Annotated in this window: 15 protein-coding genes and 2 pseudogenes; 12 read left to right on the top strand and 5 right to left on the bottom strand. The window is 35.1% G+C overall.

The genetic code is table 11. The features are described 5' to 3' along the window. The first annotated feature begins 249 nt into the window (after positions 1–249). From licT to ACQKNR_RS17580, 6 genes are all read left to right on the top strand, one after another. Positions 250–1,098: a BglG family transcription antiterminator LicT gene (gene licT, locus ACQKNR_RS17605; RefSeq protein ID WP_427319139.1), complete on the top strand. Its 849-nt coding sequence runs from the start codon at positions 250–252 to the stop codon at positions 1,096–1,098. Positions 1,099–1,394: 296 nt separating this feature from the next. Continuing rightward, positions 1,395–3,287, top strand: a complete 1,893-nt coding sequence (locus ACQKNR_RS17600) for a beta-glucoside-specific PTS transporter subunit IIABC (protein ID WP_427319137.1) — start codon at positions 1,395–1,397, stop codon at positions 3,285–3,287. 95 nt (positions 3,288–3,382) lie between these two features. After that, entirely contained in the window at positions 3,383–4,822 is a 1,440-nt protein-coding gene (locus tag ACQKNR_RS17595; RefSeq protein ID WP_427319135.1) for a 6-phospho-beta-glucosidase, read from the top strand. Between the two features lie 158 nt (positions 4,823–4,980). Next, a complete protein-coding gene (locus ACQKNR_RS17590) occupies positions 4,981–5,439 on the top strand; it encodes a MarR family winged helix-turn-helix transcriptional regulator (RefSeq protein WP_427319133.1) in 459 nt (152 codons plus the stop codon). After that, positions 5,432–6,016: a CDP-diacylglycerol--serine O-phosphatidyltransferase gene (gene pssA / locus ACQKNR_RS17585; RefSeq protein ID WP_427319131.1), complete on the top strand. Its 585-nt coding sequence runs from the start codon at positions 5,432–5,434 to the stop codon at positions 6,014–6,016. Before ACQKNR_RS17590 ends, pssA begins: the two co-directional genes overlap by 8 nt. Positions 6,017–6,055: 39 nt before the next feature. Next, a complete protein-coding gene (locus tag ACQKNR_RS17580; protein WP_427319129.1) occupies positions 6,056–6,427 on the top strand; it encodes an ATP synthase subunit I in 372 nt (123 codons plus the stop codon). An 11-nt stretch (positions 6,428–6,438) separates the two neighbouring features. Here ACQKNR_RS17580 and ACQKNR_RS17575 read toward each other — a convergent pair whose 3' ends face one another. Next, the gene (locus tag ACQKNR_RS17575; protein ID WP_427319483.1) at positions 6,439–6,747 is read right to left on the bottom strand and encodes a DUF1433 domain-containing protein; all 309 of its coding nucleotides are present in this window, start codon (positions 6,745–6,747) and stop codon (positions 6,439–6,441) included. A 127-nt stretch (positions 6,748–6,874) separates the two neighbouring features. Between ACQKNR_RS17575 and ACQKNR_RS17570 the strand changes: the two are divergent. Together ACQKNR_RS17570 and ACQKNR_RS17565 are read left to right on the top strand one after the other, a co-directional pair. After that, positions 6,875–8,112, top strand: a pseudogene (locus tag ACQKNR_RS17570) (lipase family protein). A 14-nt stretch (positions 8,113–8,126) separates the two neighbouring features. Continuing rightward, the gene (locus ACQKNR_RS17565; RefSeq protein ID WP_002030222.1) at positions 8,127–8,423 is read left to right on the top strand and encodes a hypothetical protein; all 297 of its coding nucleotides are present in this window, start codon (positions 8,127–8,129) and stop codon (positions 8,421–8,423) included. Positions 8,424–9,233: 810 nt separating this feature from the next. Here ACQKNR_RS17565 and ACQKNR_RS17560 read toward each other — a convergent pair. Together ACQKNR_RS17560 and ACQKNR_RS17555 are read right to left on the bottom strand one after the other, a co-directional pair. After that, positions 9,234–10,409 (bottom strand): MFS transporter, encoded by a 1,176-nt coding sequence (locus ACQKNR_RS17560; RefSeq protein ID WP_427319127.1) that lies wholly within the window; start codon positions 10,407–10,409, stop codon positions 9,234–9,236. Between the two features lie 282 nt (positions 10,410–10,691). Next, positions 10,692–11,003 (bottom strand): ArsR/SmtB family transcription factor, encoded by a 312-nt coding sequence (locus tag ACQKNR_RS17555; RefSeq protein ID WP_427319125.1) that lies wholly within the window; start codon positions 11,001–11,003, stop codon positions 10,692–10,694. Between the two features lie 112 nt (positions 11,004–11,115). Here ACQKNR_RS17555 and ACQKNR_RS17550 point away from each other — a divergent pair. Beyond that, a pseudogene (locus ACQKNR_RS17550) lies at positions 11,116–11,253 on the top strand (HPP family protein); the annotation flags it as partial. A gap of 135 nt (positions 11,254–11,388) precedes the next feature. On the opposite strand, the gene dhaQ reads toward ACQKNR_RS17550, so the two are convergent. Beyond that, complete coding sequence (dhaQ, locus tag ACQKNR_RS17545; RefSeq protein ID WP_427319123.1) at positions 11,389–12,387, bottom strand: DhaKLM operon coactivator DhaQ; 999 nt, start codon at positions 12,385–12,387, stop codon at positions 11,389–11,391. A gap of 19 nt (positions 12,388–12,406) precedes the next feature. Continuing rightward, the gene (dhaS, locus tag ACQKNR_RS17540; RefSeq protein ID WP_427319121.1) at positions 12,407–12,973 is read right to left on the bottom strand and encodes a dihydroxyacetone kinase transcriptional activator DhaS; all 567 of its coding nucleotides are present in this window, start codon (positions 12,971–12,973) and stop codon (positions 12,407–12,409) included. Positions 12,974–13,151: 178 nt separating this feature from the next. Here dhaS and dhaK point away from each other — a divergent pair, with 178 nt between their 5' ends. From dhaK to ACQKNR_RS17525, 3 genes are all read left to right on the top strand, one after another. Beyond that, positions 13,152–14,903: a dihydroxyacetone kinase subunit DhaK gene (gene dhaK / locus ACQKNR_RS17535; RefSeq protein WP_427319119.1), complete on the top strand. Its 1,752-nt coding sequence runs from the start codon at positions 13,152–13,154 to the stop codon at positions 14,901–14,903. Positions 14,904–15,161: 258 nt separating this feature from the next. Next, positions 15,162–15,854, top strand: a complete 693-nt coding sequence (locus ACQKNR_RS17530; RefSeq protein ID WP_427319117.1) for a response regulator transcription factor — start codon at positions 15,162–15,164, stop codon at positions 15,852–15,854. Then, a complete protein-coding gene (locus ACQKNR_RS17525) occupies positions 15,851–16,846 on the top strand; it encodes a sensor histidine kinase (RefSeq protein WP_427319115.1) in 996 nt (331 codons plus the stop codon). Before ACQKNR_RS17530 ends, ACQKNR_RS17525 begins: the two co-directional genes overlap by 4 nt. Positions 16,847–16,876 lie beyond the last annotated feature (30 nt).

Here is a 16,876-nt window from a genome sequence, read left to right as displayed (position 1 = left end):
GAATATAAAGAAGAACTAAAAATGAATCGTCTTTGTTTTCTCTTGTAAAAAAATGTTCAATAATTTATCATTGCAAACGCTTACTTATTGTGTATAATAAGGTTAAGTTAATAAGTAAAAGGATTGTTACTGTTCGGCAGGCAAAACCTAAATTGATCTAGAGGCTACGGGTGTAATGAGGCTTTTGGGATCAGTTTAGGTTTTTTTATTACCATTTGTGACTTTAGTAAAAAAAGAAGGCGGAACAATATGAGAATCCATAAAATCTTAAATAATAATGTTGTTTGTACGACGAAGGATAATGAGACAGAAGTTGTACTTATGGGCAGAGGTTTGGGATTTCAGAAAAAAGTAGGCGATACAATTGATGAATCTAAGATAGAAAAAACCTTTGTTATAGAAACAAAGGAATTATCAGAGAAACTTGCTAGGTTGTTAACTGAAATTCCTGTGCAGAATTTAGAAATTACAGAGAGGATCATTCAGTTTGCGAAGACAGTTTTGCCGGGGACTTTAAGTGATTATATTTATCTTACATTAACGGATCACTTAAGTTTCGCTTTAACGCGGCATAAAGAAGGAATGGATCTCAAAAATACTTTGCTTTGGGAAATTAAGAGGTTTTATCAGAAAGAGTTTGAAATTGGTCTAGAAGCTTTGAACATTATTGAAGAAGAGACTGGGGTTAGACTTTCTGAAGATGAAGCGGGGTCAATTGCACTACATTTCGTTAATGCGCAACAAGGAGAGCCGGCGATGCAGCAAACGGTGGCGATGACGAAAATCGTCCAAGATATTTTAAATGTTGTTAAGTACCACTATAAGATGAACTTAGATGAAAATTCATTTAATTATAGTCGGTTTGTAACGCATTTACGATATTTTGCCCAGCGTTTAATGCAGAAGGAATTGAATTCGGCCGATGATGATTTTTTATATGAGCAAGTGAAAAATAAGTATCATGAGGCATATTGTTGTACAGAAAAAATTGAAGCATACTTACAAAAAGCACATAATAATCATCTTTCAAAAGATGAAAAGGTGTACTTAACGTTGCACATTCATCGTGTAACGAAGCGCAATGAATTATGTAATTGAATAAACGGGATTGTTACTGTTTGGCAGGCAAAACCTAAATTGACTTTTAATGGAGTGATTCGTATGTATCACGCCGTTATGGTTAGTTTAGGTTTTTTCTTTTATCCCGCATTAACGGGCAGTAAAACTCCCACCTCAAAATTCGGCTGGGGCAAAGAAGTTAGGTGAGAGGTCAACTGCCCGTAAACGCCCGATTGGTTCAACTAATAATCAGTGTGGATGAACAAAACCCCCACTGATTAAAGTTTCACTTTATAAAAATGATAAATGGGATGATTGTAAGGAGGGGAACGACTATGAAGTATGAGCAATTGGCAAAAGACATACTGAAAAATGTTGGCGGAAGAGAAAATATAAATGGCGTTGTGCATTGTATAACGCGTTTACGATTTCAGTTAAAAGATGAGGGGAAAGCAAATACGGAAATACTGAAAAGTATGGAAGATGTTGTGACTGTTATGAAAAGCGGTGGGCAGTATCAAGTTGTTATTGGTAACCATGTATCCGACGTATATAAAGCGGTCATTGCTACCGGAGGATTTCAAGAAATAGAGGAAGAAAGTGCGAGTGAGAAGAAAAAGAGCAGTCTTATAGATATTCTTTCTAGCATTTTCACTCCTATTTTAGGAGTATTAGCTGCAACTGGGATGATTAAAGGGTTGAATGCATTATTTTTAGCATTAGGTTGGTTAAGTACTCAGTCAGGAACGTATCAAATATTAAATGCGATTGGCGATTCGTTATTTTATTTCTTCCCGATCTTCTTAGGATATACAGCAAGTAAGAAATTTGGAGGGTCACCATTCATCGGTATGGCAATTGGGGGAGCTTTAGTTTATCCGGCTTTATCAGGTTTAACAGCAAGTGAGCCATTATATACGCTATTTGCAGGAACGATGTTTGAATCACCAATTCATATTACGTTTTTAGGAATACCAGTTATTTTAATGAATTATGCATCATCTGTTATTCCAATTATTCTTGCTGCTTATTTTGGAGCGAAAGTAGAAAGGTCTTTAAAGAAAGTTATTCCGGATGTTGTGAAAACATTTGTAGTACCATTTTTCGCATTACTAATCGTTGTACCAGTTACATTTCTTGTTATTGGTCCAATTGCGACGTGGGCAGGACAATTTTTAGGACAGGCCACACTTTGGGCTTATAATTTAAGCCCGTTAGTAGCGGGTATGCTACTCGGCGCTTTCTGGCAAGTACTCGTTATTTTCGGTCTTCATTGGGGAATTGTTCCGATTGGTTTTAATAATTTAGCAGTGCACGGTATCGATCCGATACTAGCACTCATATTTGCTGCTTCATTTGCTCAAATTGGTGCTGTTCTTGGTGTTTGGATGAAAACGAAGGACCAGAAATTAAAAACACTTAGTATTCCAGCTTTTATTTCAGGTATTTTCGGCGTTACAGAGCCGGCGATTTATGGTATTACACTTCCTCTTAAAAAGCCGTTTATTATGAGCTGTATTGCTGGAGGAATTGGCGGTGCAATACTTGGCGTATTTGGTACACAAGGGTATATGACAGGCGGGCTTGGTATATTTGCACTTCCAACATTCATTAGTCCGAAAGATGGGATTACAGCTGGATTTTGGGGCGCAATTGTTGCGATGGTTGTCTCTTTAATAGTAGGTTTTATTCTTACTTACTTATTCGGCTTTACTAAAAAGCAAACATCTACAGAAACAGCTGGAACAATTGATAAAATTGCTGCATCAAACCATGATGAAATAATCTTTAGTCCTTTTCATGGTGTAGTTAAGCCGCTCCAAAATATTGACGATGCTGCATTCGCATCAGGTGCTTTGGGCGAAGGGGTTGCGATTGAGCCTTCAGAAGGAAAGTTGTTTTCACCAGTTTCAGGTACGATTTCTGCACTTTTCCCGACGAATCATGCAGTAGGAATTACGGCGGATTCAGGTGCTGAAATTTTAATCCATATTGGGATGGACACGGTGAAATTAGATGGCGCATTTTTCTCTTCTCATATTGAACAAGGAGTGAGAGTAGAAAAAGGGCAATTACTAATTGAATTTAATATAGCTGAAATCCAAAAGGCGGGTTATATTGTGACAACACCAGTTGTTGTTACAAATTATGATAAATATAGCATTAAAAACACTGAAGTAGAAAAGATTCAAGCAGGAGATTCCTTACTAGAGTTAGGAGTTAAATAGTAGTCACATTTCATACAGGTTCAAACGACGAAAGGTATTCTTTAAAACCAGCAATGCCTTTCCTCGTTAATTCTTATATAAAGGAGTTTTTCTATATGTCTAAAGTTATTTTTCCTAAAGGATTTTTATGGGGTGGAGCGATTGCGGCCAATCAAGTTGAAGGCGCATATTTAGAAGACGGAAAAGGATTAACGACAGTTGATCTATTACCAACTGGTGAAAACCGTTGGGATATTATGAAAGGAAATATTCATTCATTTACACCGGTAGAAGGGGAGTTTTATCCATCACACGAAGCAATTGATTTTTATCATCGTTATAAAGAAGATATTGCTCTGTTTGCAGAAATGGGATTTAAAGCGTTACGCGTATCTATTGCTTGGACACGTATTTTCCCAAATGGTGATGACGAACAGCCGAATGAAGCAGGGTTACAGTTTTATGATAACTTATTTGATGAACTTTTAAAGCATGGCATTGAACCAGTCGTTACGATGGCTCACTTTGATGTTCCTGTTCATTTAGTAGAAACGTATGGAAGCTGGAGAAATAGAAAGCTTGTAAACTTCTTTGAGACGTATGCAAAAACGATTTTTAATAGATATAAAGATAAAGTGAAATATTGGATGACATTTAATGAAATTAATATGCTTTTACATTTACCTTTCATGGGAGCAGGGCTAGCTTTTAAAGAAGGGGAGAACAAAAAACAAATTCAGTATCAAGCGGCGCATCACCAACTTGTCGCAAGTGCGTTAGCTGTAAAAGCGTGTCATGAAATGATTCCAGATGCAAAAATTGGTTGTATGCTTGCTGCTGGTGCAACGTATCCATATACATGTAATCCAGATGATGTTCTACGCGCGATGGAACAAGATCGTGAATCATTCTTCTTCATTGATGTACAAGCAAGAGGGGAATACCCTGGATATGCGAAACGATTCTTTACAGATAACAATTTAACAATTGAAATGGAGAAAGAAGACGAATCCATTTTGAAAGAGCATACGGTTGATTATATTGGCTTTAGCTATTATGCAAGTAGAGCAACAAGTACGGATCCAGAAGTGTTAAAAAGTATAACGAGCGGAAATGTATTTGGTTCTGTTGAAAATCCGTATCTTGAAAAATCAGAGTGGGGATGGACGATTGATCCGAAAGGCTTCCGTATTACAGCGAACCAACTTTACGATCGTTACCAAAAACCTTTATTTGTCGTTGAAAATGGTCTTGGTGCAATTGATCAATTAAATGCTGAAGACGAAGTAAATGACGACTATCGTATTGATTACTTACAAAAACATATGACGGAAATGTCAGAAGCAATACAAGACGGAGTAGATATTATCGGATACACAAGCTGGGGCCCAATTGACCTTGTAAGTGCTTCTACTGGAGAAATGAAAAAACGTTACGGATATATATACGTTGATAAAGATAATGAAGGAAAAGGTTCATTAAAAAGATCGAAGAAGAACAGTTTCAATTGGTATAAAGAAGTAATTGAGACGAATGGTGAGAGTTTGAAATCTTAAGTATGAAAAGGAGACATCTTAATGGATGTCTTCTTTTTTCATTGTGAATAAAGTATGGAGATAGATTTCCCTTTACACAAACATAAAGGTATAATATAGTTTAGTTAACTAAACTATTAGATAAAATGAAAAAACAGCATGATCGGAGGAAGAATGTTATGACTAGATCGTATAAAGAAGTAATTAATGAAATGAATCGAGCCTATAATGAATTCTACATTTTACTATTTCAGGAGTTAAAGGATGAGTTTGGTCTTACAGGACAGCAAGAGAACATGCTATTTCATATCAATTTAAATGAAAACACGACAGCAAATCACATTGCGAGTACTTTTAATATATCCAAAAGCGCTGTGAGCCAAGTTTTATCGAAATTGGAAAAACAGAAGATGATTTCGAAACAAGTAAACCCTAATAATAAACGGGAGTATTTCCTTACACTTGGTCCAAACGGTAGTAAGTATATAGAGCGGTTGTCTGAGTTAGATGATGTATTAATTGAGAAATACTTTTCTAAAATCGATATCGATGCTTTAGAGCAAATGACCGATACATTAACGAAAATCAATAAAGTTATATTGGAAGAAAAACAGAAGGATCTGGATTCTAATGAGTAAGAACCTAGATGAAGCAATTAGTAGAAGGGAGGAAAAGCATGTTATGAGTTACATACCAAATGTGATTACGATAGCAAATTTTGTATGTGGGCTTTTGGCGATTTACGCTGTTTTCGTTCACGATATGTATTTGGGAGCAGTCTTTATTATTACAGGTATGTTATTTGATTTTTTTGATGGCATGGTCGCTAGGAAACTTGATTCTGTTTCGGAAATAGGTGGAGAGTTAGACTCATTTGCGGATTTAGTTACCTTTGGTGTGGCACCGTCTATTCTTGCATACAGTGTCGCTTTAAAAGATTTGCAGTCTATCGGTATGTTATGTGCGCTTGCTTACAGTATTTGTGGAATGCTTCGGCTTGCTAGATTTAACACACAGCAAAGCAAACTCCCGACATTTATAGGCATGCCCATTCCATTCGCGGCAATGTGTCTTCTTATTTTATGCTTTTTGAATAATCCAGTTTCCGTGGCGTTTGGCACATGCGTATTGGCTTATTTAATGGTGAGTAAAATCAAATTCCCTCATTTTAAAAAAGATATATCGGAAAACTTGAAGTCAGAAAGATGGGATTGATGATACGGAATTACAATAAGAAAGATAAAGGAGTACAGCATGATTCGTATGGCACTAAGATCATTTAACATACAAATGTATTGCTTGCTAGGGGTGATGTTATTAGGGTGGTTTATGACACCTTTTCCAGCCCATTTTGTAGGGATAAGCATTGGCCTTTTGGTTAGTATGTATTGCGTTTGGATTTTGGGAAGGCGTATTGAAAAGTTCGGAGATAGCATTGTAAAAAAAGAAAAAGCACCGATGCTTGGAATGGTTAATCGATTTGCAGCCGCAATACTCGGTGCAATTATTATGTATGAAATAGAACATCATGATTTCATGTGGACATTTGCCGCTGGAATTATGAGTGGTTATTTCTTAATTATTATTAATTTAGGGTATTACAGTATGAAAGATGCGGAGAAATAGAAGAGTACAATTTAATTAGAAATTAAAAAACCCTCAAGTATGGAACGATATACTTGAGGGTTTTTAAGCTCTAAATTTTTGGCTGTTGAAATAGCACCAATATGATAATTATTTGCGTATTCAACCGAAGCAGTAAATTCTTTCGTTTTATCAGTAGTCACATACCCTGATATAGAGATAGTTTGAAAATCTTTTGGTCCAAATTCATGATCAGTAATTGTTACATCTAAGCCCTCTTTTTCTTTGAAATATTGAATTGTTTTTTCTGTTGCTTTATTAATGATTTCTTCTTCATTATTTTTTTGTTTGTTCATATACATAAACCCTCCTATAAAAAATATGATTATAATTGCTATTAATAAAAATGCCTTTTTTTTCAAAAAACTCATCCTCTCCTAATAATAAACTATATAATTAGAATAATTTATTTATTATAGGAGTGAAAGAATGAAAGAAAGTGCAGTTTTAGATCAAACTTATTATGATTTGGCAAAGGGAGCATATAGGAATGATTTAGGTAAAAATTATGAGATAAAGGATTATACAGATCAAAAAAAGTTTTACAGACATGGAAAGTGAATAAGGATATGTCTTACCACGACAAACAAACCGGAATGGACGCAGTAGTCTTTGAACGAGATGTGAATGGGAAAAAGCAAGTTATGGTAGCTTTCCGAGGGACAGAAGGGGATAAAATTATAGAGAAAAACTCTTTAGGCATTCCGATGAAGCCAGGTGAAGGTATGAAGGATTTAAAAACAGATACAAATCATTTTGTATTACGAGAAGGTGTTCATGAACCAGCGGCACCTCCTGTAGCAGGAACTGAGAATGCAGATTCAAAGAAATATTGGAATGAAGAGCATCAACGTTGGGAAACGCATAATCAATTTGAACAAGCTGAAAAAGTAATGGAAAAAATCAACGAACATTATAAAGGCAAAGATATAGAATTATATACAACAGGTCATTCATTAGGTGGCGCTTTAGCTGAATATGTTGCAGCATTTAATGATAACGTAAGATGTATAAGTTGGAATGCCCCAAGTGCAAAACACTTACTTCCACCTGATTTGAAGGAAAGAGCTGATAATGGAGAGTTTAAAGGACGAATCACAAGCATTGTTCATGGAAATGATTCGATTGGTTATGGGCCATTTGGTGCATATGAAAGTCATATAGGATCTACTTATGCGGTCACACCACCAATTTCGAAAGAAGCAATGTCAAAGTTACCATTACAGCAAAAGCTTGGGATAGATGTTGTCCGATTTTTGAATTCAATAAGTGGCCCTGGTTATCATTATCAAACAGATCAGAACTTCCGTTTTGGAGGGAATGGGTCTTTATCAAATTTAAATGTAGACACGAATGAAAGAGTTTACGATTCACCGGGGGCTTTATTAGGCGGGGGAGAAATTCGTGTAGTTGTAGAGAATTTGGAAAAGGCCGTAAGAGATATGAAGCGAAACGCACAAGAATTTCAAGATAGGGTACCGAAATTAATTTCTAATATGATGACATTATTAGAAACAGCTGAAAGTAGACGGGTAGAAGCTAAAGTAAATAATATACGTGGACATGTAGAGCATTTAAGTTTTTGGTACATACGAACAGCGACGGAAATTTCAGATTTTATTGAGAAGAAAGCCGATGATTATAGGAAGACGGATCAACAATATTAAGGGAGAAGATTAGGATGCCGAGAATTTACTTAAATGAAGAAGCATTGAGCCAAGCTTTACAACAGTTTGATCATATGATTCAAGACTTAAACCATAATAAAAGAGTTGTAAGTACTGTACATGATTTACTCTTATCAAGTTGGTCTCAACTTGGAGTAGGGAAAAAGGCCATTAGCGATTTGGAATCTTTTAAAAAAGATATTGAAAGAAGAATGGAAGAATTAGAGTCTGATAAAAGAGAGTTAAAGGGTGCAATTGATTTATTAAAAGCGCTAGATCAAAGTTATGATTACATGGGACCTAAATATTAGTACAAGAGGTAGTGATAGATTTTCTGTCTATGGCAGCAATCCGGTCACTACTCCTACAAGAAAAAAGACACCCTAAGGTGCCTTCCTCCGACTTGAACTATTTTCATTTCATACGAATCTATCCGTATTACCCCTTTGTTATAAATGTAAATACACCCTATAAAACAGAATCGTTTATATACACTAGATTGTTGTTCACAAAATAAAAGAAATTTGAGATCAGTATCGGAGTAACGCCACATCCCCTATAATGATTGATATGTTACGCCTGTCAAAAGAATCTGCTTTATAGAACGTGTCCACAATTTATATTTTACTATATTTAATATTCATTAAGTGTATTTTTCGTTAATATGTATAATTACATAAAGTTTAAGGGGAAAAGAGAGTATACTTTGGTATTGTGTAATAAAGATAAAGGCCACCTACGGAAATAGGTGACCTTTTTAATGTATAAAGAAAAGACACCCTAAGGTGCCTTTCTCCGACTTGAACCATCTTAATTTTAATAATATATATTGGACTCCCATCCAAATATTATTTTACCATGTTAAGTTGTTTTATTCATTGAGAAATATGTTTCTAATCCATATTTTGTTATTTTTGGAAATAGTCCATTTTGATTATGTTCCATAAAATTAGCTCCTTTTAAATTTGTTTTTATATAAAAAAGCCTTTAGTCGTAATTATGGCTAAAGGCTTTGAGCATAAGATTTTATAGTTTATAAAATCTTATAAGAAAAATAACCTGTATTTTATATAGAGAAGAATTTATAATGTTTTTTTATCAAATTTAGAACTGAAAATTTACTATCTTGATAATGAAGCTGGACTATTAGAATTGAAAAATTTTAGTTTTATTATAATTAATAGAAATGAAAGTAGTGTGAATATAAATCCACTCCAAATAAGCTGGTGAATACCTAGGTTTGAAATGAACCAGCCTCCAATAGTTGTTCCTAAAGTAATTCCGAGATTTGAGAATGAAACGAATAGGCTATTACCAAATTCAGGTGCTTCTCTTGCTTCGTTTATTAACCATGTTTGACCAACAATTAATCCACCAGCATGTACGATTCCCCAAATGAATACCATAAAAATCATTGGAACAAGGTAGGAACCTAAATAATAAATTAATATGTAAACAACAGAATATAAAATAGGGAATGATATTACTGTATTTACTATGCTTCTTTGCAGGAGACTACCAAATAAATGATTACCTAAAATCATAACTATACCAAATATGAATAGCATGATACTGATAAGAGATCCATTCATAGAAGTTACTTTTGCAAGGTACTCGGCGAAGTAGCTGTATACAGAAAACATGGCTGCAAAAAGGAATGTGATGGTTAAAATATTTAACCATAATCCTGGTTTGCCGAGTATACGAATTTGTTTGCCGAAAGACATTTTTTCTTTAACAGGCATAGAAGGAAGTGAGATTAGTATTCCAATGAATGCAAGGGCGTTAACAAGCGCTCCGAATAAGAAAGCAATTTCTAGTGAAAACTGGTCTGCAAGGTAAGAGGTTAATGGTACGCCTAGAGCAAAGCCAACAGTAATACCCATGAAAACTTTTGTAACCGCTTGACCACTCTTTTCAGGAGGAACAAGTTTCGCAGCAGTTACAAGAGCGATTGAAAAGAAGAGTGGATGAAGTGCTGCCGGTAAAATACGAAAAATAAGCATGATTTCAAATTGTGTTGTATAAGCGTAAATTATATTTGAAATAACAAAAATAGAGATTGCTGTTAATAAAATTATTTTGCGATTAATACTAGAGACGAGCAGAATTAAAAACGGACCAGAAATAGCAACGACTAGTGCGAATATACTTACTAAAAATCCTGCTTGTGCAGTTGAAATGCCAAATTTCTGAGTGATTTGTGGTAATACACCGACAATCCCCATCTCGGTAGTAATAATTCCGAACACACCTATTGCTAGTGTCAGAATAAGTAAAGGGCTTACTTTTTTCATTTGTAAAACTCTCCATTCTTATTATTATTTTGAAAGTAAAACCGATTCATTAACAAAGAAATGAGCATGATAGGATATCAATACTATTAGAATTATGTAATGTTAAATACAATAACAGATATCTAAATAACTAGATATGATGTGTTAAAAAAATTTCTCCTTTCCATGTTTCTTGCTTTTATAGGTAGCGAAGTTTTAAAAAATAATGTATTGGATACCTATATAAAAGCAGAATGTGTGAAAGCTAATAATCAATTGGTAGGTTGATTATTAGCTTTTACTTTATAATTCGTTTTGAACGTATTCAGAAAACGCTTGTATTGTTTTTTCATTTCGACGATAGTATGTCCATTTTCCAATTCGGTCAGAGTCTAGTAGTCCTGCCTTTTTCATAGTTAATAAATAGCTAGAAGTAACCGATTGGGCTAAGCCAGTTTTAAGCTGGATATCTCCTACACACACTCCAATCTGAAAATTAATTCCTTGTTCTAAATAAGGTTTTTCGTCGAAATGGTTTTCTGGATTTTTTAACCATGATAAAATTTGACATCTTGTTTCATTTGACAATGCTTTATAAATTAATGAAGGTTCCATAAGGATATTATATCTACTTTTATAGATTTGTAAATGGGTTTTGGTGATTTTAAGAAAAGAAGGTATTCGAGTATCCCCTTAAATGTGAATGAGGTGCTCCAGCAAGGGCGGACCAAGCCTTGTTATTTTAAGGACGAACAGTAGTTATTTAATAATACCGGTTTTAATTGGCTCCGTTGTTATCGTAGTTATTACTTTATGCATTAATAACATGTGTAGTAAAAGAAGTTATCCGACTTTTGGGATGTAATTCCCGAGAGAAAACCAATTCAAGCATATATTTCATGCTTACCATATTTTAGAAAACTAGTGTGTTTTATATAAAAAAGCCTTTAACTTGTAATCATAGCTAAAGGCTTTTATCATCATAATTTTTAGTTTATTGTTACCAACCACCCACACTAACATCTGCCTTCAACCATTTCTCCCAATCCGAACTTTCTATCTTAAGAAAACTCAACGAAACACCTTTCATATCTAAAGAAGTTAGCAGCGTACCGACCTTTACGAACTTCACATGTAAGCCTTCCAGCTCGCATAAACGGCGAATGTCGTTTGTGAAAATGTATTGTTCCATTAATGGCGTCGCACCTAATCCGTTAATGAGGATCGCAAAGTTGTCGCCTTTTCTCCAGCGGTAAATGCTTTTTAGTTTGTTCATAAGTTCGATTGCTAATATTTCAGAAGAAGATAGTGCTTCTTTACGGTAACCTTTTTCGCCGTGAATGCCGACGCCGTAAAATACTTCATCATCGTTTAGTGAAAATGAAGCTTTTCCTTGGACTGGATCATTTGCAGGTGAAAGGGCGACTCCTAATGTGTGTAAGTTTTGGACGACAGCTTGGCCAAGCGTTGTTAGTTCTTCTAAAGAATGACCTTCAAGAGCGGCCGCGCCTAATATTTTTTGAACGAAAACGGTGCCAGCTACGCCGCGTCTTCTTTTATTAAAAGAAGCATCATTTTCAATTGAAACGTCGTCATTTACGATGATGTGGTCAATTTGTCTTCCTTCTTCTTTGGCGATTTGTTCTGCTGCTAAAAAGTTTGCTACGTCATCTTTAAAGTTTTTTATGATGAATAAAATACTTTTATCCCTTGGCATGAGGCGAGCGGCCGCTACAATTTGTTCCACTGTAGGCGGAGTGAAAATATTTCCGTGTACTGCCGCTGTAAGCATTCCTTTTCCTACATAGCCAATATCAGCAGGTTCATGTCCGCTACCACCGCCGCTTATAATGACAACGTTTTGCTTCATTTGTGCGATATCTTTTACATAAATGATGTTATGTGTTTCGTCGTAATTTACTTTGTCGTTATGTTCAAAATAAAAGCCACGGAGCATATCTTGAACGATATTTTGTACATCATTCATAATCTTTTTCATTGTTCTTGCCACCTTATGATTACTTTGCTGATTGCTCAAGTAATAGTAGTAATTGATTGTTTATCATATTTTTCATGAGAGTAGACATAATGGACGGATCTACTTCGCACTTGCTTTCAATCCAATCTTTTATCGTTCCAACGAAGCCGTGACTATAAAAGGAGGCAATCGTATTTTTTGTCTCATTCGAAAGGCTGAGTCTACAGCTCATCGATAGTTCATCAATAATCTTCATATATAAGTTTTTTGTATGCTCAAATAAATAGTGATTAAACGAGTTTTGCTCAATGACTTTAAATGCATTTCGGTAAAATTTTTGATTTTCATAAAAGTAATCAAATAATAAATCGAAAATGTTTTCCCATTTTTCATAGTCGAGAAAGTCTATAATGTTTTCCTTCGTTTCTTCTCTATAAATCCAGCCTAACAGTTCAAATTTATCTTTAAAATGATAGTAAAAAGTTTGTCTACGCATTTGACAGTGTAACATAATATCGCTCACTGATATTTTATGAAATGACTCTGTTTCCATTAAATATTTCAATGAGTTCGCGATTATCTTTTTAGAAATTATAGAAGAGGTCATCTGAATCATCCCTAGAATGTTAGTAATATAAAAATCCTATCGATAAATGAGAGCGGTGTCTTTAGACAAATCGTTCATTTTGTCCGTTTACTATAAAACGCTTTCATTTTAACATGAGTAGTAAGAAAAAGATTTCAAATATATCACAATATATTAAAGGAATTGAGGGAGAATCACAATGAAAAAGATTATAAATAAACCAGAAACATTAGTAATGGAAATGTGCAATGGAATGGTTATGGCTCATCCAGAGCTTGAGCTTTTGAAAAAATATAAAGTCATTAAGAAGAAAGAAATGAACGAAAACAAAGTAACGTTAATTAGTGGCGGCGGTAGTGGTCATGAGCCAGCACATGCAGGACTAGTCGGAAAAGGAATGTTAGATGCGGCAGTGTGCGGAGATGTGTTTGCTTCTCCTTCGCAAATTCAGGTATATCAAGCGATTAAAGAGACAGCTAGTAAAAAAGGTACGTTATTAATTATTAAAAATTATAGCGGCGATATTATGAATTTCAAAAACGGTGCGCATTTAGCGACTGAAGATGGAATTGAAGTCGACTACGTAAAAGTAGACGATGATATTGCGGTAGAAGATAGTCTGTACACAGTAGGACGCCGCGGCGTTGCGGGAGTTATTTTCGTTCATAAAATTGCCGGTGCAGCAGCGGAAGAAGGTATGGATTTAGGAGCGGTGAAAGCTATCGCAGAAAAAGCAGCGGCTAACGTGCGCACAATCGGCTTAGCGTTAACTTCTTGCACAGTTCCAGCGAGTGGATCACCTACTTTTACACTTGGCGAAGATGAAATGGAGTACGGCGTAGGTATTCACGGCGAACCAGGAATTAAACGTGAAAAAATGATGTCAGCTGATGAATTAGCTAACCGTATGACAAATGATTTATTAAAAGATTTAGGAGTAAAAGATGGCGAGGAGATCGCGCTTCTTGTAAATGGTTTTGGCGGTACACCACTGCAAGAACTTTACCTATTTAATAATGCAGTTACGAGAGAATTAGCTGCTAGAAACATTAAAATCAATAGAGTATTCGTCGGTAACTATATGACGAGTATCGATATGGCTGGTATGTCTTTAACAGTAATGAAGTTAGATGATGAGCTAAAAACGTTATTATCGAAAGAATGTAATACACCTGCGTTTAAAGTAGATGGACCAGTTGAGAGTGTAGAGTACGTGAATGTGCTTGAAGAGACAGAAGAAAAGGAAGTTTCATTTGAACTAGAAACAGCGGAAGAGCACGCTGCTATTAAAGATAATGTCATTACATTAAACAATATGATTTATCTCGTTGATAAAATGAGCGACGTTATTATTAAAAATGAAGTACCGTTTTGTGAATTAGATACGCATGCAGGTGACGGCGACTTCGGAATGAGTGTGGCAAAAGGATTTAAGCAATTAAAACGTGAGTGGCATTCTATTTTAGAACAAGAGAATGTAACAATCGGATCATTTCTTGACGGTTGTTCGATGATTATTATGGAACATTGCGGCGGCGCTTCTGGCCCGATCTGGGGCGGAGCATTCCGCGCAGCTAGTAAAGCAGCAGGCGAAAAACGTGAGCTAACAGTTAAAGAGTTCTCGGAAATGCTGCAAGCAGCACTTCAAGGTATACAATCTATCGGTGAAAGATCGTTCGGCAGAGGAGCGGTAGTTGGTGATAAAACACTTGTTGATGCACTTGCTCCATGTGTAGACTCTTGGTCAGGTAGCGCTTTAAATGAAGTAGACATGAAAACTGCCTTTGAAAAAGGAGCAGAAGCAGCGGTTAAGGGAGCAGAGTATACGAAAGAAATCGTCGCTCGTATGGGCCGCGCTGGTACAGTTGGTGAAAGAAGTTTAGGATATCCTGATGCAGGTGCGCATGCACTTGGAGTTATCTTTACGGAGATTGCGTGTAGTTTGAAATAGAAAGTAGAAGATCCTCTCTACCTTAAGGTGGAGGGGGTTTTTTAATATAGTTGATTGATATATAGGGAATTTTGGGTTCTGATGCAAAGATTACATCACTTCGAGGTGAGGATTATTCTTACATATAGTATAGTAATAAGATTAATGATACAAAAAATTATTAACTAAAAAGTAAATAGCTTCACATTTTGACCGTAGATAATAATCGTTTAAAATTAAGATATAGGATAAAGTTAATAAAAAAAACAGGAGGATTACATGTATAAATTATTGATTGTTGAAGATGAAATGAATATCGCGAGCACATTAAAAAACCATCTTGAAAAATACGGCTATCATTGCCGCATTGTAGAAGACTTTGAAAGGGTACTAGAAATTTTTCAAGATTTTCAACCTCATCTTGTCATAATGGACATCACTCTCCCCGCCTTCGATGGTTATTATTGGTCTCGTAAAATAAGGCAGATATCGAATTGTCCTATTGTAATTCTCTCTGCTCGTATGAATGAATTGGATCAAGTGTATGGAATAGAAAATGGGGCTGATGATTTCATTACAAAACCCTTTTTATTAGGGGTCGTACTTGCAAAAATAAATGGACAAATTCGTCGTATATATGGTGAATATGCAAAGGATATACAGGTGAGAATTTTAAATAAAGGAAATACAATTTTAAACTTGGATACTATGCGACTATGCACATCTAACAAGGAAGAGTCATTAACGGTAAAAGAACTCCAGCTGTGTACAATGTTTTTTGAAGCATATCCTAATATCGTGACAAGACAGCAACTACTTACAGCCATTTGGAATGAGGAAGAATTTGTCGAGGAAAATACATTAACAGTAAATATTGTAAGATTACGAAAGAAGTTAGAAGCAATTCATTCTACTTTAGAAATTTCAACCATTCGAGGAATCGGCTATCAATTAATGGAGAAACTTGCATGAAGTTATTTTTAAAGGACCATATGAGCTTTATTATCCTGTATATCATTACGTTTATTAGCTTGCCGATTGTTATTCATCAATTAGATGGTTTTGAAAATCATTATACCTATTTCCTATTTTTAGCCTTTTTTTTATTAATCGTCTTACTTTTCTTGCGTTATTTACGTCGCAAGAAAATGTATAAATATATTGAGAAAAAAAGTATACACACGGATAGTTTCATGATTTATCAACCAGTTGCCCCATACGAGAAGGCGTATGCAACACAATTGCAATTCATTCAATCCTTATTTCTATCAAAAGAAGAGGAGTATAAGAGTTCTTTACATGATCAGCAATTAATGATTTCTCATGCAGTCCATCAAATGAAAACGCCACTTTCGGTCATTCAACTGCTTATACAATCCAATCAGTGGAAGGAACCCAATTCACTTGTAGAATGGCAAAAAGTAAAAGTTGAATGTGATAAGCTAAATTTCTCTTTAAACCAGTTGCTAACGTATAGTCGTTCTACTAAATTATTAGCAGATTTAAAAATAGAATCTGTTCCGTTAAAACATGTCGTACAGGAAGTTATTAACGATTTAAGGGATTATTTTATCGAGGAAGAAATATTTCCAAAAAGCACTGTGCCGGAGCATATATTACTCTATTCAGACCGTAAATGGTTAAAGGTTGTCGTGTACCAGTTATTAAGTAACGCTGTTAAATATGGAGAGAAACACTCTTCTATTATGATCCATTATGCAAATGGGCAGTTACTCATTAAAAATAAAGGAGAAACGATACCTGAAAGTGAAATAAAACGTGTTTTTGAATTATTTTACACAGGAACGAAAGGACGTACAAAAGGTGAAGCCACTGGTATCGGTCTTTATTTAGTAAAAAACATCCTTACTACATTAAACCATCCATACAATTTACATTCTAAAAATAATGAAACAATATTTACAATAGATTTCTCAGGAAGTATAGAAACGGCTATCAAATAAGGTAGCCGTTTTCAATGTGACAATTTTGTC

This window comes from Bacillus sp. NPDC094077, assembly GCF_050279465.1.
In the GTDB taxonomy this organism is placed as follows: Bacteria; Bacillota; Bacilli; order Bacillales; family Bacillaceae_G; genus Bacillus_A.
Note: the sequence above shows the minus strand (reverse complement) of the source record. Positions and strands in the feature narration are given on the sequence as shown.